This is a genomic window from Clostridium yunnanense (genome assembly GCF_016595795.1).
Taxonomy (GTDB): domain Bacteria; phylum Bacillota; class Clostridia; order Clostridiales; family Clostridiaceae; genus Clostridium_AR; species Clostridium_AR yunnanense.
Genome location: NZ_JAENHN010000027.1, coordinates 106,845 through 127,224, shown reverse-complemented (window position 1 = coordinate 127,224; position 20,380 = coordinate 106,845). Strand labels below are relative to the sequence as shown.

At 32.2% G+C, this 20,380-nt stretch carries 24 protein-coding genes; 8 read left to right on the top strand and 16 right to left on the bottom strand.

Annotated elements, in window-relative coordinates; genetic code table 11:
* Positions 1 to 27: 27 nt before the first annotated feature.
* The 8 genes from JHL18_RS09270 to JHL18_RS09235 form a co-directional block, all read right to left on the bottom strand.
* Complete coding sequence (locus JHL18_RS09270) at positions 28 to 783, bottom strand: phage replisome organizer N-terminal domain-containing protein (protein WP_200268422.1); 756 nt, start codon at positions 781 to 783, stop codon at positions 28 to 30.
* A 437-nt stretch (positions 784 to 1,220) separates the two neighbouring features.
* Positions 1,221 to 2,213 carry a serine hydrolase domain-containing protein gene (locus JHL18_RS09265; protein ID WP_200268420.1) on the bottom strand — a complete coding sequence of 331 codons (993 nt, stop codon included), beginning with the start codon at positions 2,211 to 2,213 and terminating at the stop codon, positions 1,221 to 1,223.
* Between the two features lie 13 nt (positions 2,214 to 2,226).
* On the bottom strand, positions 2,227 to 3,093 hold the full coding sequence (locus JHL18_RS09260) for a GNAT family N-acetyltransferase (protein ID WP_200268418.1): 867 nt from the start codon (positions 3,091 to 3,093) through the stop codon (positions 2,227 to 2,229).
* A 353-nt stretch (positions 3,094 to 3,446) separates the two neighbouring features.
* Positions 3,447 to 4,070 carry an SMI1/KNR4 family protein gene (locus JHL18_RS09255; protein ID WP_200268416.1) on the bottom strand — a complete coding sequence of 208 codons (624 nt, stop codon included), beginning with the start codon at positions 4,068 to 4,070 and terminating at the stop codon, positions 3,447 to 3,449.
* Between the two features lie 116 nt (positions 4,071 to 4,186).
* Positions 4,187 to 4,852 (bottom strand): suppressor of fused domain protein, encoded by a 666-nt coding sequence (locus JHL18_RS09250; protein ID WP_200268414.1) that lies wholly within the window; start codon positions 4,850 to 4,852, stop codon positions 4,187 to 4,189.
* Positions 4,853 to 4,935: 83 nt separating this feature from the next.
* A complete protein-coding gene (locus tag JHL18_RS09245) occupies positions 4,936 to 5,484 on the bottom strand; it encodes an AAA family ATPase (protein ID WP_200268412.1) in 549 nt (182 codons plus the stop codon).
* Between the two features lie 52 nt (positions 5,485 to 5,536).
* Complete coding sequence (locus JHL18_RS09240; RefSeq protein WP_200268410.1) at positions 5,537 to 6,265, bottom strand: YfcE family phosphodiesterase; 729 nt, start codon at positions 6,263 to 6,265, stop codon at positions 5,537 to 5,539.
* A gap of 56 nt (positions 6,266 to 6,321) precedes the next feature.
* On the bottom strand, positions 6,322 to 6,600 hold the full coding sequence (locus JHL18_RS09235; protein WP_200268408.1) for a hypothetical protein: 279 nt from the start codon (positions 6,598 to 6,600) through the stop codon (positions 6,322 to 6,324).
* 661 nt (positions 6,601 to 7,261) lie between these two features.
* Here JHL18_RS09235 and arr point away from each other — a divergent pair.
* The 3 genes from arr to JHL18_RS09220 all read left to right on the top strand — a co-directional run bounded on the left by arr (position 7,262) and on the right by JHL18_RS09220 (position 9,087).
* Positions 7,262 to 7,678: an NAD(+)--rifampin ADP-ribosyltransferase gene (arr, locus tag JHL18_RS09230; protein WP_200268406.1), complete on the top strand. Its 417-nt coding sequence runs from the start codon at positions 7,262 to 7,264 to the stop codon at positions 7,676 to 7,678.
* Positions 7,679 to 7,854: 176 nt separating this feature from the next.
* Positions 7,855 to 8,181: an ArsR/SmtB family transcription factor gene (locus tag JHL18_RS09225; RefSeq protein WP_200268404.1), complete on the top strand. Its 327-nt coding sequence runs from the start codon at positions 7,855 to 7,857 to the stop codon at positions 8,179 to 8,181.
* A gap of 105 nt (positions 8,182 to 8,286) precedes the next feature.
* Positions 8,287 to 9,087, top strand: a complete 801-nt coding sequence (locus JHL18_RS09220; protein ID WP_200268402.1) for a nitroreductase family protein — start codon at positions 8,287 to 8,289, stop codon at positions 9,085 to 9,087.
* On the opposite strand, the gene JHL18_RS09215 is transcribed toward JHL18_RS09220, so the two are convergent.
* On the bottom strand, positions 9,077 to 9,274 hold the full coding sequence (locus JHL18_RS09215) for a hypothetical protein (RefSeq protein WP_200268400.1): 198 nt from the start codon (positions 9,272 to 9,274) through the stop codon (positions 9,077 to 9,079). The two genes, JHL18_RS09220 and JHL18_RS09215, sit on opposite strands and share 11 nt — an antisense overlap.
* Here JHL18_RS09215 and JHL18_RS26580 point away from each other — a divergent pair.
* Entirely contained in the window at positions 9,192 to 9,365 is a 174-nt protein-coding gene (locus JHL18_RS26580) for a hypothetical protein (protein ID WP_420839218.1), read from the top strand. The two genes, JHL18_RS09215 and JHL18_RS26580, sit on opposite strands and share 83 nt — an antisense overlap.
* Before the next feature lie 109 nt (positions 9,366 to 9,474).
* On the opposite strand, the gene JHL18_RS09210 is transcribed toward JHL18_RS26580, so the two are convergent.
* On the bottom strand, positions 9,475 to 9,897 hold the full coding sequence (locus JHL18_RS09210; RefSeq protein ID WP_200268398.1) for a pyridoxamine 5'-phosphate oxidase family protein: 423 nt from the start codon (positions 9,895 to 9,897) through the stop codon (positions 9,475 to 9,477).
* A gap of 135 nt (positions 9,898 to 10,032) precedes the next feature.
* Between JHL18_RS09210 and JHL18_RS09205 the strand changes: the two genes are divergently transcribed.
* Entirely contained in the window at positions 10,033 to 10,980 is a 948-nt protein-coding gene (locus JHL18_RS09205; protein WP_200268396.1) for a helix-turn-helix transcriptional regulator, read from the top strand.
* A gap of 113 nt (positions 10,981 to 11,093) precedes the next feature.
* On the opposite strand, the gene JHL18_RS09200 is transcribed toward JHL18_RS09205, so the two are convergent.
* Together JHL18_RS09200 and JHL18_RS09195 are read right to left on the bottom strand one after the other, a co-directional pair.
* The gene (locus JHL18_RS09200; protein WP_338025461.1) at positions 11,094 to 11,957 is read right to left on the bottom strand and encodes a DNA/RNA nuclease SfsA; all 864 of its coding nucleotides are present in this window, start codon (positions 11,955 to 11,957) and stop codon (positions 11,094 to 11,096) included.
* A gap of 83 nt (positions 11,958 to 12,040) precedes the next feature.
* Complete coding sequence (locus JHL18_RS09195; protein ID WP_200268394.1) at positions 12,041 to 12,994, bottom strand: ketopantoate reductase family protein; 954 nt, start codon at positions 12,992 to 12,994, stop codon at positions 12,041 to 12,043.
* Between the two features lie 160 nt (positions 12,995 to 13,154).
* On the opposite strand from JHL18_RS09195, the gene JHL18_RS09190 reads away from it, so the two are divergent.
* On the top strand, positions 13,155 to 13,745 hold the full coding sequence (locus tag JHL18_RS09190) for a TetR/AcrR family transcriptional regulator (protein WP_200268392.1): 591 nt from the start codon (positions 13,155 to 13,157) through the stop codon (positions 13,743 to 13,745).
* Between the two features lie 260 nt (positions 13,746 to 14,005).
* On the opposite strand, the gene JHL18_RS09185 is transcribed toward JHL18_RS09190, so the two are convergent.
* From JHL18_RS09185 to JHL18_RS09170, 4 genes are all read right to left on the bottom strand, one after another.
* The gene (locus JHL18_RS09185) at positions 14,006 to 14,779 is read right to left on the bottom strand and encodes an EFR1 family ferrodoxin (protein ID WP_200268390.1); all 774 of its coding nucleotides are present in this window, start codon (positions 14,777 to 14,779) and stop codon (positions 14,006 to 14,008) included.
* Positions 14,780 to 14,852: 73 nt separating this feature from the next.
* Positions 14,853 to 15,683 carry an SDR family oxidoreductase gene (locus JHL18_RS09180; RefSeq protein ID WP_200268388.1) on the bottom strand — a complete coding sequence of 277 codons (831 nt, stop codon included), beginning with the start codon at positions 15,681 to 15,683 and terminating at the stop codon, positions 14,853 to 14,855.
* 250 nt (positions 15,684 to 15,933) lie between these two features.
* Entirely contained in the window at positions 15,934 to 16,527 is a 594-nt protein-coding gene (locus JHL18_RS09175) for a TetR/AcrR family transcriptional regulator (protein ID WP_243277840.1), read from the bottom strand.
* A 245-nt stretch (positions 16,528 to 16,772) separates the two neighbouring features.
* Positions 16,773 to 17,663: an AraC family transcriptional regulator gene (locus JHL18_RS09170; protein ID WP_200268384.1), complete on the bottom strand. Its 891-nt coding sequence runs from the start codon at positions 17,661 to 17,663 to the stop codon at positions 16,773 to 16,775.
* 296 nt (positions 17,664 to 17,959) lie between these two features.
* On the opposite strand from JHL18_RS09170, the gene JHL18_RS09165 reads away from it, so the two are divergent.
* Together JHL18_RS09165 and JHL18_RS09160 are read left to right on the top strand one after the other, a co-directional pair.
* Positions 17,960 to 19,180 carry a glycoside hydrolase family 130 protein gene (locus JHL18_RS09165; RefSeq protein ID WP_200268382.1) on the top strand — a complete coding sequence of 407 codons (1,221 nt, stop codon included), beginning with the start codon at positions 17,960 to 17,962 and terminating at the stop codon, positions 19,178 to 19,180.
* Between the two features lie 194 nt (positions 19,181 to 19,374).
* Positions 19,375 to 20,283 (top strand): carbohydrate kinase family protein, encoded by a 909-nt coding sequence (locus JHL18_RS09160; RefSeq protein WP_200268380.1) that lies wholly within the window; start codon positions 19,375 to 19,377, stop codon positions 20,281 to 20,283.
* Positions 20,284 to 20,380 lie beyond the last annotated feature (97 nt).

The following is a 20,380-nucleotide window of genomic DNA, read 5'->3' as shown; positions in this document are numbered from 1 at the left end:
TAACATTAAAGTTTGGTGATAGAGTTCTTATCCAAAGCGCCATTCTGCAATACTTTTTTCATTTTTCCCTAATGGTCCAACCTCATCAATTATACCGTTCATATCATCTATAACTTCATCATAGCAAACTATTTGATTTATAGATTCAGAAGCTTTAGTGCTTTTCACACTGTTTTTTCTGCCTTTTCTATTCTTTTTGTTTTCTAATGCTTTAGGCGTATATTCCAACAAATTATTCTTAGCAGTTTCTGTATTCTCAGTGATGCTTAGTGGTTCGCTGACAATATCTAAGTTTTTCCCACTATCGTCTACAGTATTACCTACTTTCTTCTCGATAGTTTTATTATCCTTCTCCTCATTTTTGCCATCTTCTGCTTTTCCGCAATAATTTTCTTTTACATTAACAGTATCAACCTTTACATCGTCCGATTGTTGCTTTGACAATTGTTTTTCTTTAGCCTTAATATTTTGATGCTTAGCAAAATTTCTCAATCTATATACTTTATTATCAATTAATTCAACCATTTCTAATTCAATAAACACCTCTAGTGCCAACTTAACATGATCTATATCCCTATTAAGTTCTATTGCTAAAGTCTCTATTGTATAAGGAATATTTTTTGAAAGAAACAGTTCTCCCTCCAAATTAACTTTACCAGCAAGCAGAACAATTCTATTCCATATATAATGGATAACATCTCTTTCCGGCTTCAGGTCTATTATTTTAAACTTAGTGTCCTCATACATATCCACTCTGAACTTTACATATTTTCTTTCTCTCATATATCTCCATTCTCCTAAACATTTTATTTCTATATATTATCTATAAAACACTTGTATTCTAAGTTTTTAAAATATAGATTCTAAACTTCAAATAAATCATTGTTTTTATGATAAGAACCAAAATTTTTATCTTCACTTAATATATATGCTTTAGGGAAAAAGATTAAGGGATTATTTATAAATATCTTAATATTTTTATTTTAACCAGTTTTCTTTTAAGTTCTGTTGACAAAACTGCAAAGTAGATTTCCAAGTTGAATTTTATAAATTTCAAAAATTAAAGCTTACCTCAATGAGGTAAGCTAGTGTAAAGTCTTTATATCTTTAATTTATATTATTAGGCTTGCATCTGCTGATTTTAGTTATATATCTTATTCAATCTATATATTCAAATTCTCTCACCTAAACACATAAGAGTTTTGAAAATAGATTTCTTATCAAAGTAGCTCAATTATATCTCTTCTTAGTTTCCACACATTACAGCCAAAGTTACTTACTGCAGTAATAGAAATATCATGAGCAGTATCATAACTAGATATAAAACTTACTCCAGGGTCGCAGCCTTGAAAATATGGTATATAAGTATCATCTTCTACCTTATTAAGCCAAAGGCCATACCCATAGTACTGTGTATTACTGCTACTTTGTACACTTAACATCTGCTCTAACATCTCTTTAGAAATAAGCTTCCCACTTAATAAATTCAGCCAAAACTTATTTATATCTAAAACTGTAGTAAATGCTCCACCTGCACCAGTTCCCTTCACATCTATGCTATAAATATTAGTATAATATTCTTCACTATTCTTATCGTATATATAGGAATTTGCACAATTTTCAGGTAATCTATCTAATTCATAATAACCTGTATCACTCATGCCACACGGTTCAAAAACCTTCTCTTTTAAGTATTCATCAAATAACTGTCCTGTTATTTTCTCAATTATAAGCCCCAGTACAACAAATCCAGTATTATTATATTGAAATCTTTCTCCTGGTGTATACATCATAGGTTTGTTAATGAAAAGAGGTATTAGGTCAGATGACTTTCTAATTTTATAATTAGGGTAATCCTTCCACAACTCATCATATTCGCTCATTATACTTTCATCAAAATAGTCTGGAATTCCAGAAGTATGACACAATAGCTGTTTTACGGTTATATTCTTATCAATATATTTTAAATCAAAATCAAGTAAACTTCCTATGTTATCATCAAAGCTTAGATTTCCTGCTTCTATTAATTGCAAAATCCCAACTGCAACAAAAGCTTTTCCTGCTGAAGCTGTAGCAAATTTTGTATCAACTTTATTTGGAATTTTATTTGGTAAATCAGCATAACCATAGCTTTTCAGAAATATGTCTCTTCTGTTTTTAACTATAGAAATACAACCACTAAAATCCTTGTCTACTATATCTTCAAATGTCATAAGTGAAAGCCTCCTAACTTTTCTTCCATACTGACCATCTCACCAATGGATCAAATCCGATTGCAAAATAAAATCCATTTCCTCCTCCAGTCATATGTGTTGCTCCTAAAGCTACAGTCCTTCTATATAATTCTGATAATGCAGCAGAAGCAAGTCCCATTTTTCTGTATTCTGGAACTGTACATAATGGTTCCAAATATGCGAGATTATTTTCTGGCACCATCCACATCCCTGCATAACAAACATATTCACCTTCGGAACTCTTAATAATAACATTTAATTCAGGGGTTGCATGTGGAGCCGACATCAAATTATGTCCACGTTCTACTCCACCCTCTGGTTCTGTGTCATGATCAAATCCTCTCCAAGATGCATCTATCATTTTCTTCATATCAAATTTACCAGGTTCTTCGAAGAAAAAACCTTCTGGCAATTGATAATTCAAAGGTCCTTTAGAAAAATCGTAAATACCGTATTCCCACTCATTTATTTTTTCATATCCCATATCTTTAGCAACTTCTATAACATTTCTCTGGCTCATAAAGAGATTAAGCTCTAAACTTCCATCATCCTTACTTAAACGTTGCTCTGCATGTTCTATCATTTCCGCTATAAGATTTTCATATCCATCGCTTAAATTTAAAAATGCCTTACCAATTTGAGATCCATAAAAACAAAATCCAACTATCTCTCCATTATCCTCCCAAATGGCATTTCTATGACTTTGTGAATTATCAGTCCAAAACAGCATTTGCCCATATTCAAAAAACGTTGCAGGCGCACCATTTTTCCAATCAACAGAATAATTATCAATCATGAATTGGTACACCTTCATAAAGTCAGAAAGTCTTCTATATTGTCTTTTTATTATGTTATCCATCATACAACCTCCAAGCCTAACGATTTTAGTTTATTTAACTCTTCGTTCAGTATAAAATCTTTATATTTCCAAATATTATTCAAATAAATTGGATGTCATATATAATTTTAAGGTTATGCATGATTGAATAAAAGGTAAGACTCATTTCTATATTGTTTTTTATAAAAAAGCTAACCCCCATCATAATAGTAGTTTAGTATTAATGATAAGAACTAAAATTAATATACAACACTCTTCTTTCATATGCCTTGAAGTTGCATACAAGACAACAGAATCTGAACTTTCTAACACTTCTATAATAGACTTTATTTCATCAATTCTACCTTCATATTTATCAATTAGATGATCTACCTTTATACAAGATATTCTATTTGCTTAGGTTTACCCATAGCCTCTATAATTGATTTTATTTTCTCTTCGTCTTCACTTTGGAAAAGTTTTTTATATTCATATGTCAAAAACTTTGTATGGGCCTGTATAGAATCATTATTAATATTATCTCCCCAATCAACTACGGAAGTTCCTAGTTGAATAAATAGAAATTCATCAAAGTTGTTTGCCCAAAGATCCATATCTCCTGTATCATGTCCGTATACTGTTATCTTTGGTTCTTGACTGCTCTCTTCGTACCAAAAGCAATACAAATCTCCTGAACCCATTTGTGCAAAAGGAATAAACCTATATTTAGGATTAATTTTTACCTTTCCAAGTTTATAATCTTCATCATATTCTAACATTTCTTCAAAGTAGTTTATTGTTTCTTGTATTTCTGGGAAAATAATAGGCTCACAATCACCTCCGACACTATAAAAAAATGCTTCAATATCTGCTTCAACAGTTGCTCTATTTTTATTAAGCCAATCATATGTATGAGTCAACCATTCCATTGCCCCTGAATTATAAATTTCATGAAAAGTCCTTGGAAACTTTACATCAAGCATATTTTCTAATTCTTTTAAAGTAACAACACTATTCATAAATACCCTCCTATAACTATTAGTATCTTCAATGTCATCTTTTTAAACAATTCATATACAACGGTAGTTATATAGTAACGATAGATTTCACTTATTATCCAATACTACCTTTCTAACTAAAATAGACTTTCACGCTTATAGTCTGTATAATCAGAACCTAGTCTCTGAAATAATTCCTCTACATTTAACTTTTTATCAATAATTGCTTTTAACTCTGCATCTGTTACTCCTATAAGCTCTACAAACTGCAATTTTCCATTTGGAGTCTCTATTTCCCCAAGCTTGTCTAACTGTGTGATAAAGCCTGTAATCATAGATTTTCCATTGGGGTCCATCCCAGTAGTCTGACCTGTATAGATGTATTCATCTGGCTGAAAAATCTCTCCATCCTTATAAGTCAATTTAGCTATCGCTTGTAATATTCCACACATTCCTCTAATTGCTGCTTCTTCGTCTTCCAAGCCATCCTTCTTAAGCTTTACAGTTAATTCAAAGCCATAACCGCTATACTCCTTATTTTTAAACTCCTTCTCATAAAGTTCTGATAAACCATAGGTAACAAAGTGATAATAATCTTCTCCTTCATAGATGCTAATTCCATCTAAAGGATCATTCCCTCCAAGGCTCCAGGGAATAATTGTTCCATAATGTTTAGGATCAGTTTGTCCCGGATACATATTTAAACATACGTCTTCTATAGCTTTCCAGCCATCCATTACAACTTCATCAACCTTAGGCTCTTCTTTTTCTGTTTTCTTCTTAAATTTATCTAATAATCCCATATCCTTTCACCTCAATACTATTTAATTTTTATTAAATCACATTGATATAATTTTCATTTATATTACTCAATTTAAATAGGAATTTACTCTATCACAAGTGCATCTTTTATAAGTTCTAAGTTATACTTCAAATCATCTTCACCATTTACAGTAATCTGTTTACACTTCAATAACCGTTCCCACTGATCATGCTCAGCCTTACTTCTCATATTAGTGTCTCCGGTATCATAAGCAGCAGCCCATTCGATAAATGCCATATGATTTTTGTACATATCTCCGCCTATCTCAATACGGGAACCAAAATTTTTCTTTTCTCTTTCCTTTAGACGCTCAATACGAACATTTTTATCTGTTACCAAACGAACTACTAAGGTGAAATATGGAATCAAATCATCCCCCCAATCCACAAGTGAACCAGAAATAACAACTTTATCTGAATTCAAAATATCTTTTTCCATCATTTGAAGGCGCTCTATCTTTTCTCTTTTTTCTATGTACTTTGGATCTGTTGGCAGCCAAAAATAATCATCTGTATCCATAAATGTATATCCAAGCTGCTCTGATATAAATCTACCTAAGGTAGAGGTTCCTGAACCTGATGCTCCATATATGTGAATTACACTTTTATTCATATTGTCCTCCATGTTAAATTAGAATTTACTAAATATAAATTAGATTTTACAATTATGATATGCCGTAAAAATATTGCAAAATATTTTTAAAATCAGGATATCTTATATTTTCAATATCTTCTATAACCTTTTTCACATGATAATTCACATTCAATTCTTCATATTTAGTGCTATCTTCATTAACAACAAGAATACCTGCTCTTGCAATGTTTATATCATCTGATGGACATCCCAAAGAACCAGTATTTATATACCATCTTTTTAATTCATTATTAATTGATGGAGCATGGTTATGACCATACACTATAATGTCTGCTTCTACATTCTGAAACATTATTTTCAAATCATCCAATGATGGCTTGGGCGTATAATTTACATACTTATTAGCTTCGTTTATAGCATAGTGTGATATATAAATTGTCTTTCCGCAAATCTTTAATGTTTTTGTATATGGCAAGGCTTTTATAAACTCAATAGATTCTTCACTGAGTTTTCCGTGCTCCCATTTATGATATTCGATTTCTCCATAATCCATCTTTTCATCATTAGGAACTACACTTGGTATTCCATTAATAAGATAATTATCATGATTTCCTCTTACGCATTCTATGTTATCTTCAAGTAACATTATCCTTTTTACAGTTTCTTCTGGTCTGGGTCCAATTCCAATAATATCTCCACTACATAGAATTTTTTCTATACCAAGTGAAGTAAATACATCTAAAACCGCATTCAATGCATCAATATTATTATGTATATCGGTTATTACTCCTATTTTCACTTTACAAACCTCCTACAAATCACCAATTCATAATAAAGAGTTTCTATGTGGAAAATCTATTTTTTCAATTTTAGATACTTTTCTTGCTTTCTTTTATTTCCGGCTTGCCATTGCTTATCTAAATCAAAATCATTATCAGCAGCTATTTCAAATAACAAATATAGCATGTCATATAGTTGATGCTCAATCTCATCTGTTTCTGAATCATTTACAGCCTCTTTTAATAATTCAAACTCTTCACTTAACCAAGCTATTTTCTGATGATTATCCCCATTCAAGGATCCCATTCTAAGCAAAAAATCTCTAACTTCATTTTTATACTTATTTAATGACATATTATTCACTCCAAAAGTTTCAATCTAACTTATAATATCAATTACTTATGCTTTAAATTATAACATATTATGTAAATTCATATTGACTCTTTATCTATTTAGAAGAAGTATAAAATTATGCCAAAATGCATACTAGGTATTACTATAAAAAAAGCCTTCTATTATGTATTAAATAAATGTTGTTACCACCTAGAAGGACAAGCTATAAAATACCAACATTTATTTAATACATAAGTTAAGTGCATGAAAATATATAAAGATACAGGTTCCAATGTATGAGATTATAAGAGTTTAAGTAGTTATATTTAAGATCACTATATAAATTTTATTAAATGAGGCCTAAGGATTAAAGTGATAGATCCAAAGCTTGACTTCTGTATGCTCAAATTTTTCATAGAGTTACTTAATATAATAGTAAATAATTAAGTTAGAATGTGAAAAACGTCGACATAACTTATAAATTTAAAAATATGAATAATGTTATTTTAGAATTAAATAATGTGATGAAGAAAGTAATATATAGCAAGTGGAATGATTAGGTTATAAGGGATATAATTATAAGTAATTACTTCAAAACAGTAAAATATTGTTCATCAATTTTTTGTGATTTGGATAGCATACTATTATATATAAATTTAAAATATGAAAGGAGTGTATCGGCATGGATGACAAAAAAGATGTTTTAGATAATGGTCCTTTTTTTCATGGTACTAAAGCAGAACTAAAAATTGGAGATTTATTAGAACCACAACACTTATCAAATTACCAAAATAAAAAATCAAATTATATTTATTTTACTGGAACATTAAATGCTGCTAAATGGGGTGCTGAATTAGCGAAATCTCAATCAAAAGAAAGAATTTATATTATAGAACCATTAGGTGAATTTGAAAATGATCCGAACTTAACTGACAAAAGATTTCCTGGAAATCCAACACGTTCTTATAGGTCTAAATCTCCTTTGAAGATAATAGCCGAATTAGGTTCATGGGAAAGACATTCCGATGAAGAAATAAATCATATGATTTCATCTTTAAAGAAGTTAACTGAAGAAGGAAAAAATGTAATATACGATTAATTCAAAAATATTATAAATTATAATAAATAGGCAATCTTCCGTAGTTGCCTAATATTTTTCGTCTATAATCAACAGCTTTTTTAAAACATATCCTACTTATTAAATGCAAATTACCGCTAAATATAATTTCTTGACACGTGCATATGTGTGCATGTATAATTTAATTGGTGATGAAAATGGAAAATCAAAATAATATATTAGAATGTGGTCAAAATCTTGAAGAAAGTATTGATTTTGAATTTTATAAAACTTTGTTTGATCCTGTAAGAAGTGAAATCTTAAAATTTCTTGCGACACAAGGTAAGAAAAATATCACAGAAATTGCAAAGAATTTTACTCAAGATAGATCTGTTATTTCTAGACACCTAGAATTAATGAATCGCTATGGAATATTAAACAAAGAAAAACAAAATAGAAGCACTTTTTATGAGCTTAACAAAGAACTTATCCTCGAGAAGTTTGAAGTAACCACAAGCAATTTAAAGAGACTTATCCAACAATAATTTTAAATATATTGAAAGAAGGCAGCTATGCCTTTCTTTTTTAAATATATATGTGCATAAATGCGCACTCATACATATTTTTAATGATGAAGGGATTTGATTTAAATGAATCTTATAAAAGTAAATGAAGAAAAATGTATTAAATGTGGGCTTTGTATTAAAGAATGTCCAGTAAATATTCTAAGCATGGGAGAAAAGGGTCCAAAGGAAATAGAAAACACTAATTGTATTGCTTGTGGTCATTGCGTTGCCATATGTCCAAAGGCTGCAATAGATAATAAAAAAGCACCTTTGTCACAACAAATTGAATTAGAAGATTTTCCAAAATTAAACGAACATCAGGCAGAGTACTTTTTAAGATCCCGTCGTTCCATTAGAAATTACAAAGATGAATCAGTATCAAGAGAAAAGTTAACTAAACTAATTGATATTGCAAGACAAGCTCCTACTGCAAGTAATAGTCAAGGCATATCATTTGTAGTGGTTGAAAATAAGGAATTGCTAAAAAAAGCAGTAGAAATCTCGATTCAGATGATAGAAGCCTCACCACTAAGACATCTAGTAGAAGAAGCTATTGTAAGCTACAGAGAAGAAGGCATTGATTCAATATTCCGTGATGCCCCAAACTTAATAATGGCCATTTCCAATAAAGAGTTTCAATACGGAAGAGATAACGCCGTTTCTTGCTTAACTTACTTAGAACTATATGCACCTTCCTTAGGACTTGGATCATGCTGGGCTGGAATCTTTGAACATTGTATATCTATTGATAACTCACCACTACTTAAATTATTTAATATTCCAGAAGAAAAAAAGGTAGTTGGGGCTGTTATGGTTGGATATCCTAAATACAGTTATAAGAGACTTGTGGACAAAAATCCTTTAGATGCTACATTTATCGCTTAATTATATTCGTTTTGGTTTCTGCTGCAAGTGAATCTTTATATCTTATTGTTGAATATGAAAAGGTTTGATTGTTGGCTGATATAGAAAAATCAAAAGTAAGAGACATCCATGGCTTAACAAAGTTTACCGGAAAAGTAGTATCCCTTTTAGCAGCTGGAACATTATTATTTGCTATTATCGGAAGCATAACATCAAGTGTGATTCCAGGGATAGTGTTCGTAGTATTTATTATTGCTTTATTAATTATTTACTTTTTGGGACTAGGAAAATGCTTATAAGATAGATAACAAAAGGCAACTCTTATTGAGGGTTGCCTTTTGTTGGTTGTTAAAACCTACATGTATTTAAAACATAGCTTATACTTAAAACTTTTCAATTCTCATTATATTATAAAGTTACCTTACCCACATTACCGTAGTTTACCGTAACTTCAGCTTCTTTAAAATGTATTTCATAAACTTCCATCATAGGGCCTGCATTTGCAACTGTAGCAGCAAAACCTGGATATTTTTTAGTAATTCCATCATTAATATCATGAACTGTTAGAGTACTTTTTTGAATTATAGCATTTTTAACTCTAACTATCCCAACTACTCCATCAGGAATTGTTGTAAATGCTACCTTGTTATTTTGAGAAATTTCCACTGTTTTTTGTGATTGCTTGAAGGTTGGGAAATAAACAACATTGCTGTTTTGGTTATCATAATAAAAAGTTATAATCCTAACGTTTGGAGCATCGTCCACTGAAGTTGCCAATGCTAATGTTGCGCTACTTTCCATTGTTCTCTCAAATTCTTTTAAAAAATCCATTTATATTCTCCTCTGTAAGTCAATTTAGCCACTTACGGCTATTGATAAGTACAGTTCTATTATATTTGAATAACCTTGACAGGTGTATGTCATGGTTATATGCTATAATAAAAATAAAAATTGCAGGTGATACTATTGAAAATCGACAGACTAATATCCATTATTATGCTTCTGCTTGAACGTAAACAAATCAGTGCTACTAAACTTGCTGAAATGTTTGAAGTGTCTCCTAGAACAATATTTAGAGATGTAGAAACAATAAGCCTGGCTGGTATTCCGATTGTTGCTTATCCAGGTGTTAATGGTGGTATTAGCATTATGGAGGAGTATAAGATTGAAAAGAAACTTTTTACTGTTTCTGATATCACTTCTCTATTAATTGGGCTTGGAAGTATACATTCAACCATGACAGGTGAAGAAGTCCTTAATACCATGGCAAAAATTAAAGGTTTAGTTCCAGCAGATCAAATTAAAGATATTGAATTAAAATCAAAACAAATTACCGTTGACCACACCCCTTGGATTGGAAATTTAGATCCGAATGTAAATCTTGAAAAAATTAGGACTGCACTTTCTAAAAACAATTTAATATCTTTTAAATACTCTGCGCAAAACGGAATAAAGTGTGAAAGAAAAATTGAGCCCTACAGATTAGTGCTAAAAAGCTTAAGTTGGTATTTACAGGGATTTTGCACTACCAGAAACGACTTTCGTACATTTAAACTATCCCGCATTTCATCACTTAAACTTCTAGAAGAAACATTTATCCCTAGAGAGTTTGATTACAAAGCTCTAGAGATATCAAATAATATAGAGAAAAAGATTATCCAAATTAAACTTCTCATTGATGAATCAATTATAGACTCGATAATAGAATTCTGCGGAGTGGAGAACATTAAGCCTCACGGAAATAATAAATTTATAGTTAGCTTTCCATTTACAGAAGATGATTTTTCGTATAGTATGATACTTCGCTTGGGCGATAAATGTGAATGTTTAGAACCTGAGAATGTTCGGTTAGAGATTATAAGGCGGGTTGAGAATTTATTAAATATCTATAAAAAAAGTACAATACAAAAATAATATGATTATAGGTACTACCAACATTAAATCTAAAATACTGGTAGTACCTATATAAAAATAGTACGATATAAATACCTCTTAACTATTCATATGCATAAATTTAAATATTACGCTTATTCTTGTAACGCAGCTCCTGCATCCATAAAAGTATTTGTTGTCTCAAAATAATTTATAAGGCGTACTTCTGTAGGTGAAATTTTGAAGTTAATCTGCCATATTTCAATTCCTCTACTTATACAAGCTTTCACTTCATTCTTGATATAATCGCTATGCTTCCCCCTTTTACTAACTTTGTAACCGGGGTTTTCATATATAAAACACGTTAACAATATAGCTCTCTCATTTCGTTGCAAGCTTTCAGAAAGTTCATTAATATGTTTAATAAATCGCTCGAAGGAATTGAATTCACTTACTTTCTTTGTGGCTATATGGTCTTTCATCTCAACCTGCAAACTCATAAGTGGAGTCTTTACCTCAATGTAAGTATTGCCAACTAGAAAGTCAAGCTTTGAATCACCAAGCTTCTTCTCTCGCTTAACCGTTCCACCATTATCCACCATTGCTGAAAGTTGCCCAGTTTTTAAAAAATGTTCAACATACCTATTTGCTGCATTTTGATTAATCCCAATCCAAGATTTGTTATTCTCAGAAGGTAAATCTAGTGAAATCGCCTCAACTGTATATTGTGTTTTTCTTGTAGTATCTTTACTTTTAGACAGCAAACAAGGAATGTCACGAAATAAAATATTACCTATACGTCCTGTGGTTGGACAATGACAATCGCACACTATCCCATCAACTTCAACTTCCATAATAAATCTATTCTTGCGCTTTAGAATCATCCCTTCTATAAGACATGTTTCAAAAACAAATGTGCTGTTTTCTATTTCCATAATACAGTCTCCTAAACAGTTAATTTTCTTCATCTTCTCATTAACTCTGTAGTAAATCTTATCATCTACTACAACGCTATTCACAACCTTTTCCTAAAGTATATCAGATGAATATTGACAACTGTATGTCAACATTATTAAGTCTAACTTAAAGAAAATCACTTAAATTATTTATAAAAAGAAGACTCTAAAGCTTCAAGTCTAGGAATGGATATCCCTAACCTACGTGCTTCAGCAAGAGCATCTCGTACAAATATTGCATTGTTCTCGGCTTTTAGACTTTCACTGTCACTAGCACTCCTCATTATTTCTCTAGCTAGCTGCCCTTCAGCTAATGCTAACTTCATTACAAAAGCTATAAGGCCTGCAGGTAATTTTATTCCAACTTTTATTATTGAACTAAGCTTAGAGCCTTTAGCATCCATCAAAGGAATTAGCTCCCTTAATATTAAGGCAAACTCCTTAAGGGCACTTGTAGAATCGAAGAAAGCATTAAGGGAACCTACCTTTGAGGCTGCAGCCATTAAGCTTGCGTTTGTGATAAAGTGAAACCATAGCCAGTTACGCATATCTTTATTTTCAGATATACCAAAACCTGCATTCTGAAATAGGTTAGCTACTTTATCATATCTGTTCTTATTAGTAGTGTTATCAATGGATCCCATGAAGATACTTTTCATAAATCCACCATCTAATGTGTTTTGATTTATAAATGATCCACCTGCTCCTGGAAAGCCCCAAACAACTTGTTCTTTTGGAATTGATCCAATTGATTTTAAAGGTTCATCAATAATATTATTAAATATTAGAACGGTTGAATTATTAACAATTGGTTCTACCAAATTTATTATGTTACTTAATTGATTATGATTTACGCTAATCATGATTAAATCAAAATTATGATTAGATGAAATCTCTTCTATCATTTTAATCTTCCACGCTTTTTTTACCGTATCACCTTTCCTATTCTTCCTGCCATCTAATATTTTCATATTAACTACATCGCCATACTGCTTAATTCTTCCTGGACGAACATAAAATGTTACCTCATTCCCTGCTTGTTCTAAAGCCCAGCCATATTGTGTTGAAATTACCCCTCTACCTACGATTAATATCTTCATTACATTACCCCCTAACAAACATGTGTTGTATAAGATACAACTGTATGTTAATATACTATTAAATTATTAATACAACTACAACCAATAGATTTTTAGCCATGTTGTATAGACAACATCTTATTAAATCTGTTGTTTTATAAAAGGAGTTTCACGATAAATTATGAATGAAAAAGATCCGAGAGCAGTGAGAACAAAAAATTTGATTAAAGCCTCATTTGCCAAATTACTTGAGAAAAAAGACTTTAAATACATCACAATTAAAGATATTACAACAGAGGCAACTATAAATAGAGCAACTTTTTATGCTCACTATATTGATAAGTATATTTTATTGGAAGAACTGATTGTGGAGTGCTTTGAAGAAATGTTACCTGTAAAACTTTCAAGTGCTGTAGATTTAAATGAAGATATTATAAAAGAGCTTATTTTATTCCTTTATGAATACAATATCTACTTTTATCAAATCTGTAAGATTGATGCTACATCAATTGCATCAAGTGTAGATAATTTATTAAAAGATAAAATAGAAAAGCTTATTGAAAAAATATTAAAAACTATGGCTGATAGAGATGAGCTAGATTGTAAAGACACAAATATTCTAGTTAAATTAATTACCTCCTCAATATATAGTTGTGCTCAATATTGCTATTATAATAAAGATGATAAAGAATACATTATTGAAAAAACACTTAACTTTATTATGAATGGGATGAAAATAGAAATACCTTCATACAAACTTCCGACTATATGATGACTTAACTTGTATAGCCGAGCTATGTATAAAAATAGGCCATATGTTAGTAAAGTACACAACATATGGCTTTAATCTATTTTATTGATATTAAATTATATATCAATGAAACTTTATACAAATCAATATCAATTACATAATCTCAAAATAGTCTTTAATATTTTTCTAGGATTTTATCCAACTAGATTTTCCCCAGCCTTAAATGCTCTTAAAGATAGTTCAATACTAGTGATGAATTCTGTGAAAAACTTTTGATTTTTCTACTTATTGCCTTCCATTAATTCTTTCAAACTAATACTAGGATTAGTATAACGTCCTCTGCTTTGTGTTTTATTCTTATAGTTAATAGCCTGCTTTGGACACCATTGCACGCACGCCATACATTGTTCGCAATTGTGATGAAAACTCGGTTTTTTGTCTTTCATTACTATGTTGGAAACAGGGCAAACTGCCATACAGGTTCCACAACCTGTACATGCATTGGAAACATTAAAACCTTTGTCTTTTCTAGCGTATATTAATTTTTGACCAATAGCAGTTGATACATTAAGTGGCTCGTTTACCTTACCCACTGGCTGCTGTGTTTTAGCTACTATCTTTTGCACCAATGCAGGTATATTATCGGTAGCAATTTTATATTTCTCTGGGTTTTTCTCGTTCATTTTATACATGGCAACATAATTTCCAACCATAATAATTTCCTCAGCAAAATTAAGTGTCACACCTTTTTTTGCTAAGATTTTGGCAGGAACAGTTAACGCAACACCACTTATATTTCCACATCCAGTCACAGCAAAAAAGTATGCGTTTTTACTTTTTTCAAGTGACATTTCACTTATAAATTGTGTTACTCTTCGCGGCAAATTTAGAGCGTATGTCGGATATACAAAACCAATATAATCGTACACTTCATTACTATCATGTGTCCCTTTACCCATCGAAATCAGCTCACAATTCGGCAATGCCTCAGCTATTTTTTTAGCTACCTGTAAGTTGTTCCCTGTTCCTGTAAAATAATAAACAACACTTTTCAATTTCTATTCCCCCTTATTTGGTACAATCAGCATCATCTATATAACTACTTTATATAGTTAATATTGTCCCTAATCATTTTTCAAAATAGTGTCCCTGTTCAAGATCTTCAATAAGGGTAGGATTCTCTGGTTTCCAACCTAAGAGTTCTTTAGTCTGTACACTTGACCTTGCTAAATCAAGAGCTGCAATTGGACCTAGAAAACCGAAGTGAGCCTCTGCCTGTTCACGTGTAATACTAACCACAGGTAGGTTCAAATGACGACCAATTACAGTTGCTATATCACGGAACGGTATGCCCTCATCTCCAACTCCATCCAGTCTTGATCCTGCTGGAGCAGCTTCCAATGCCAAACGAAAAAGTCTTGCAGCATCTAAGCGATGTACAGCTGGCCAGCGGTTTGACCCGTCGCCAATGTATGCAGAGAAACCTTTTTCACGAGCTATATTGATTAATCTAGGAACAAATCCCTTATCGCCCTCCCCATGCACAGAGGTTGAAAGCGAGATTACCGATGCTCTAACTCCACGCTTTGCAAGCTCCAAAGTTGCGTTATCTGATGCAGTACCATTTGCATGAGCTGTTGTCAAAAATGGCTTACCAGTACCCTCAAGTACTTCCCCTATAGCCTGAATTGCTTGTAGATCTGTGGCAAGTGAACCCGCAAAATCCGAGAAATCATGCTTAAATGCCAGATGAATAACTCCATCTGCAATAGCACCACCACTGCGAAGACTTTCTAAGTCATCAAGTGAACCTAGGTGCACTTCAGCTCCAGCTTCTTTTAATTTTAATGCTCCTTTTTCTGAGCGTGTTAACCCAATTACTTTATGTCCAGCATCGATGAGTTCTCTAACAACCTCGGAACCTATATAACCTGTTGCTCCTGTTACAAAAACACGCATAAAAAATCCTCCTTAAAAGTATCGAACTAATATTACGAGTTACATTTATTATTATTTGTAACTTATTGTTTTAATAATATCACATCGCATTACATGTTACAATATATAATATTCGTAACCTGTAATTTTTTTAAAAGTATTTTATTCCTTCTTTCAGCGTGGAATGCTTTTTTAAAGTCTGATCAGAGTCTTAGAATACAAATAAAAAAGCCCTTAGCAATCCTATTAGGAATGCCAAGGGCTAAAAGTTCTAGCTTATTGTATTGGGATTTTTAAGTCCTCTTATCAGAAGATTTATAACAGATTCTATGTTTTGTTTTCGATCAGCAACTTCAAATGAGTTTGGATGGATAAAAGCGCTGGTTGCATGGTATACAGCTATTGCAGCTTGCTGAGGAAATTCTTCAAAAAATATACCTTCTGTAATTCCTTGCTCTATAACCTCTTTAATACTATTTATCCCATCTTCTATACTCTTTTCAATTACAACCATTGAGCTTTGAGCTAGCTTAAGATAATTAGCAAACATTTCTGGATCACTGATGGAGCTGCGACGCTTCGCTTCCGCAAAGTCCTCAAGTAAACGAAAAAGTTTAATATCAGCAGGAGTATCTTCTTTTAAAATGTCCTTTGAGGAAACATGCAAGTTAGAAAGCCAGCGTTCTGTAACAGCATTCCAAAGGTCAGTTTTTCCATTATAATATCTATAAAGTGCAGCATGACTAACTTTTAACGATTTTGCTACGTCAGAAATATTCGCTTTTTCTGGTCCGAAACGACGAATAACTTCTTCTGCTGCATTGAGTATTATTTCTTTATCTAACGAAATCTTATCCAAAGTCATTACCTCTCATAAAATGTTCTTTCTTATTTGATTTTTCAATTATATCACTGTTAGTTTTAGGTTTCAAGTTACGTTAATTGTAACCACAAGAGGAACACAGCCATTTTAATTTTCCAATTAAATTATTATACGTTCAAAATGATCCATTTTTAATAAGTAATACATCTTTACATGATGGTACCAAACGTATTACATACAATGCCCTATATTTAAAATATTGCATATAAAACCACTCTAACCATTTATTATTGGCTACTACGGTATTTTCCTGGAGAAGTTCCAAAATACTCTTTAAATGCCTTGTTGAAATAGCTCTGACTTGAAAAACCTGTTTTAAAGCTTATATCCTGTATGAGCAGATCAGTGCTTAGAAGTAGATATTTTGCCTGCTCTAGCCTACTAACAGCTAACTTTTCTTTAAAGCTCATGGAATAATATTCTTGTAGGATGCGGTTAAGTTGGCGTATGCTGGTACCAATGGTACTTGCTAATTCCTTTCTAGATAAAGGCTTATCTATGTGTTCAAAATATTTGTCGATGATATACCTTCTGGAGTCGTTTAATATTTTCTTCGGAATGGAATAATCAGATTTCTCCTGAGGACTATAACACCGAAGAGCATTTAATATAATCTGTGATATAAGATTTTGAATATAAGTGTAATATCCTACACATTGATTTTCCATCTCTGAAATAAGTCTTTCAAATAATTGGGTTGTAGAAAACTTATCCTTTCCAAACCAAAAATTTGTGGCAAGAAGTCTGTTAAGAATATCATCAATTTCTTCTTGTAAATATAATTTATTTTTAGTACGTACCACTTTTTTCACTTCGAATTCAAAATTAATACAATACTCGCACATTGGATCCTGTTGCTCTGCTTTTTGATTATGAAACACACCAGGACCAGTAAGATAAAATATACCTGGTTCAATATCATACTTCTTATTGGATACCCTAAGTACTCCTCTACCATAAGGTATAAAATGCAATTCGTAGCTACTGTGGGAATGGTTGCCGTAACCCCATCCTGGAATAGGCGCCTCATAATTGACGCAAAAGACGTTAATTACAATGTTTCCCAAAGGTATCTTTATATCCAAGTCAATGTTATGCTGTGTTGTTCCTTGTTTCATAGCTTCGCTCCTTAGAACTTATAAATAAATGCTATAAAACATATTCTGCATTGCCGTGCATTTCCCTTTAACTTTTGGGCCATAAATAAAAAACAATGTCCCATTTGCTGATATTTGGTTGATTAATATAGTTTTATAATTTTTATAGCAAGAAAATTTTATAAACATATATCAGATAAAGCTATTAAATATAACAAAAAAATTCTCTTTATATTAACTCAATATAATTGAACTGCGATTTTAACCATTTATTTCATTGCAAATATGAAGATTAACTTGAAAAGGAGCATTTGTTTATGAAACCAAAATTCATTTATTCCACAAAACCAGCTTTGGAGCCTATAGAGGGTTGCCCATGGGCTGATACAATGGTACTTAATCCTGCAATTGTCAAGGACTCAGAAACAAAAACACTACATATGCTTTTCCGTGCCACAGGCCCTTGGACTCACAAAAGGATGGAAGGCAGTAGACTTGACCCCTATCCTATCTTTTTAGGGTATGCAAAAAGTAATGACCTAGGCAAAACTTGGGAGGCTGATTTCTCTAAGCCTGCATTAGCACCAGCAATGGAATATGAGGCTGATAAAATTTATACTACTGATGATGAAGGTAATAAAGTAGTCAACTATAGCAATGGTTGTATAGAGGATCCAAGAATTTTTGAAGTAGAAGGACATTTGTATGTGTCAGTAGCCTGCCGTATGTTTCCACCAGGACCATACTGGAAGAAGGCTGAGTTAGCAGGAATGGACATACGATTTGAAAACATGCCTAATTGGGCTAGAAAAGAAGACAATATTTTTGGAAAGGCTGCTTATAAAAATGATACCACTACAGTTCTTTTTAAGCTGGATTTAGAAAAGCTAAAAAACAAAGACTATGAAAAGGCTTTTTCCTACGTATGTAATCTTACAGATCCTAACATAGATGACAACCGTGACGTGTTCTTATTTCCAGAAAAAATGAAGATCCGCGGTAAGCTTCAGTACGTTATGCTCCATAGGCCTCACAATCCTGAATGTTTTGAAGCAGGTAAAGGATATAAAACTCCCTCAATAATGCTTGCAGCTGCTGAGAATATAAAGGATTTGGCTACTTCCAGGGCTACACACAAATTATTAGCAACAGGCATTTTTGATTGGGAGAAAGAGCGTATTGGTGCCAGCTGGGCTCCTATAAAGTTAAAAAACGGAGAGTGGCTTTTGCAGTATCACGGTAAGACCTATCCCGGTTATGGATATACCCAATCCTTTATGATTTTGAAAGAGATTGATAATGACTTTCCTGAAATTATTCACCGTTGCTCTGATAGGCTCATGTATGCACACCAAAAATGGGAGCTACCGGACAAATTCCCTTGTCCATGTCTATTCACTACTGGCGGCGTTTTAGTGGATGATACCCTTATCCTAAGCTATGGTGCTGCGGACCAAAAGGTAGGTATTGCGTGGGTGAATTTTAAGGATGTTGTAGAGTATGTAAGACAATTCGACAAAGATGGTAAAAAGTTTTAGTAATAACCAAATTTAATAACCTAGATATCTATTTCAGTAAAGTTTATTTCTCAACTAAATTAGTACGTCCCCCAAGTACATGCTGAAGGTCAGTTTGAATTGTGCCTGTGATTTTAGTTTTATACAAAATGCATCAAAAAATGCTATACTATAATTATCCAACAAACTATTTCACATAAGCTTAGGAGGTAACCATGAAAAAAACACTGATTATCGGATCTACTGTACTGGACATAATAATCAATATAGAAAAACTTCCAACTACCACTGAAGACTGTCACATAAATGGCCAAACTATGTCTATAGGCGGTTGTGCTTTTAATGTACAGAACATAGCAAATCTGTTTGAAGTCCCTCATGTGTTTTGTTCACCTATAGGTACTGGAATCTATGGAGATTATGTGGCTTCGCAGCTTAAAGAAATAGGATTATCGCCATTTGTCCGAGTTAAAGATCAAGATAACGGGTGTTGTTATTGTTACGTTGAAGCTAATGGTGAACGAACCTTTCTATCATATCACGGTGCAGAATACACTTTTGACCCTACATGGCTTGATGGGATTAATATGGAGGATTTTGACCAAGTTTATATCTGTGGCCTAGAGATTGAGGAATCCACCGGTAATAAAATTATATCTTTTCTTAAGGAAAACAGGAATTTACAAATTTTCTTTGCCCCTGGTCCAAGATTCTCGTTAATAGATAAAAAAAAGCTTGATGATATTTTCAAGCTTTCACCAACTATTCATCTAAATATGGATGAAATTCTAACCTTTACGAAAACAGAAACTTTAGAACCAGCTGTTAAGACGCTTTATTCCTTAACAAATAATTTGATTATCGTAACAGATGGTGAAAATGGCTCCTATCTATATGATGGTGAGCATCTACAGCATGCCGCTGGTATCAAAGCTAATGTTGTTGATACAATAGGTGCTGGCGATTCTCATATTGGAGCCTTCATGGCTTCTAGGAAATTTGGCTATTCCAATATAAAAAGCCTTGAGATAGCCAATCAAATATCTGCTAAAGTCGTCGAGATAAGAGGTAGCCTTCTACCTGCTGACGTTTTTAGGCAGATAATTCCCAAATTGAAACCATGAATTATATAAAGATAAACTACTTCATATTAGAATTTATCCAAATAAAGATTCGTAGAACCATCTAAATCTTCATTTTGAGTCCAATGACTGAAGTATT

Coding starts and splice junctions, on each gene's coding strand:
- JHL18_RS09270 (WP_200268422.1), bottom strand. CDS start 783: ATGAGAGAAAGAAAATATGTAAAGTTCAGAGTGGATATGTATGAGGAC.
- JHL18_RS09265 (WP_200268420.1), bottom strand. CDS start 2,213: ATGACATTTGAAGATATAGTAGACAAGGATTTTAGTGGTTGTATTTCT.
- JHL18_RS09260 (WP_200268418.1), bottom strand. CDS start 3,093: ATGGATAACATAATAAAAAGACAATATAGAAGACTTTCTGACTTTATG.
- JHL18_RS09255 (WP_200268416.1), bottom strand. CDS start 4,070: ATGAATAGTGTTGTTACTTTAAAAGAATTAGAAAATATGCTTGATGTA.
- JHL18_RS09250 (WP_200268414.1), bottom strand. CDS start 4,852: ATGGGATTATTAGATAAATTTAAGAAGAAAACAGAAAAAGAAGAGCCT.
- JHL18_RS09245 (WP_200268412.1), bottom strand. CDS start 5,484: ATGAATAAAAGTGTAATTCACATATATGGAGCATCAGGTTCAGGAACC.
- JHL18_RS09235 (WP_200268408.1), bottom strand. CDS start 6,600: ATGTCATTAAATAAGTATAAAAATGAAGTTAGAGATTTTTTGCTTAGA.
- arr (WP_200268406.1), top strand. CDS start 7,262: ATGGATGACAAAAAAGATGTTTTAGATAATGGTCCTTTTTTTCATGGT.
- JHL18_RS09225 (WP_200268404.1), top strand. CDS start 7,855: ATGGAAAATCAAAATAATATATTAGAATGTGGTCAAAATCTTGAAGAA.
- JHL18_RS09220 (WP_200268402.1), top strand. CDS start 8,287: ATGAATCTTATAAAAGTAAATGAAGAAAAATGTATTAAATGTGGGCTT.
- JHL18_RS09215 (WP_200268400.1), bottom strand. CDS start 9,274: ATGCTTCCGATAATAGCAAATAATAATGTTCCAGCTGCTAAAAGGGAT.
- JHL18_RS09210 (WP_200268398.1), bottom strand. CDS start 9,897: ATGGATTTTTTAAAAGAATTTGAGAGAACAATGGAAAGTAGCGCAACA.
- JHL18_RS09195 (WP_200268394.1), bottom strand. CDS start 12,994: ATGAAGATATTAATCGTAGGTAGAGGGGTAATTTCAACACAATATGGC.
- JHL18_RS09190 (WP_200268392.1), top strand. CDS start 13,155: ATGAATGAAAAAGATCCGAGAGCAGTGAGAACAAAAAATTTGATTAAA.
- JHL18_RS09180 (WP_200268388.1), bottom strand. CDS start 15,683: ATGCGTGTTTTTGTAACAGGAGCAACAGGTTATATAGGTTCCGAGGTT.
- JHL18_RS09175 (WP_243277840.1), bottom strand. CDS start 16,527: ATGACTTTGGATAAGATTTCGTTAGATAAAGAAATAATACTCAATGCA.
- JHL18_RS09170 (WP_200268384.1), bottom strand. CDS start 17,663: ATGAAACAAGGAACAACACAGCATAACATTGACTTGGATATAAAGATA.
- JHL18_RS09165 (WP_200268382.1), top strand. CDS start 17,960: ATGAAACCAAAATTCATTTATTCCACAAAACCAGCTTTGGAGCCTATA.
- JHL18_RS09160 (WP_200268380.1), top strand. CDS start 19,375: ATGAAAAAAACACTGATTATCGGATCTACTGTACTGGACATAATAATC.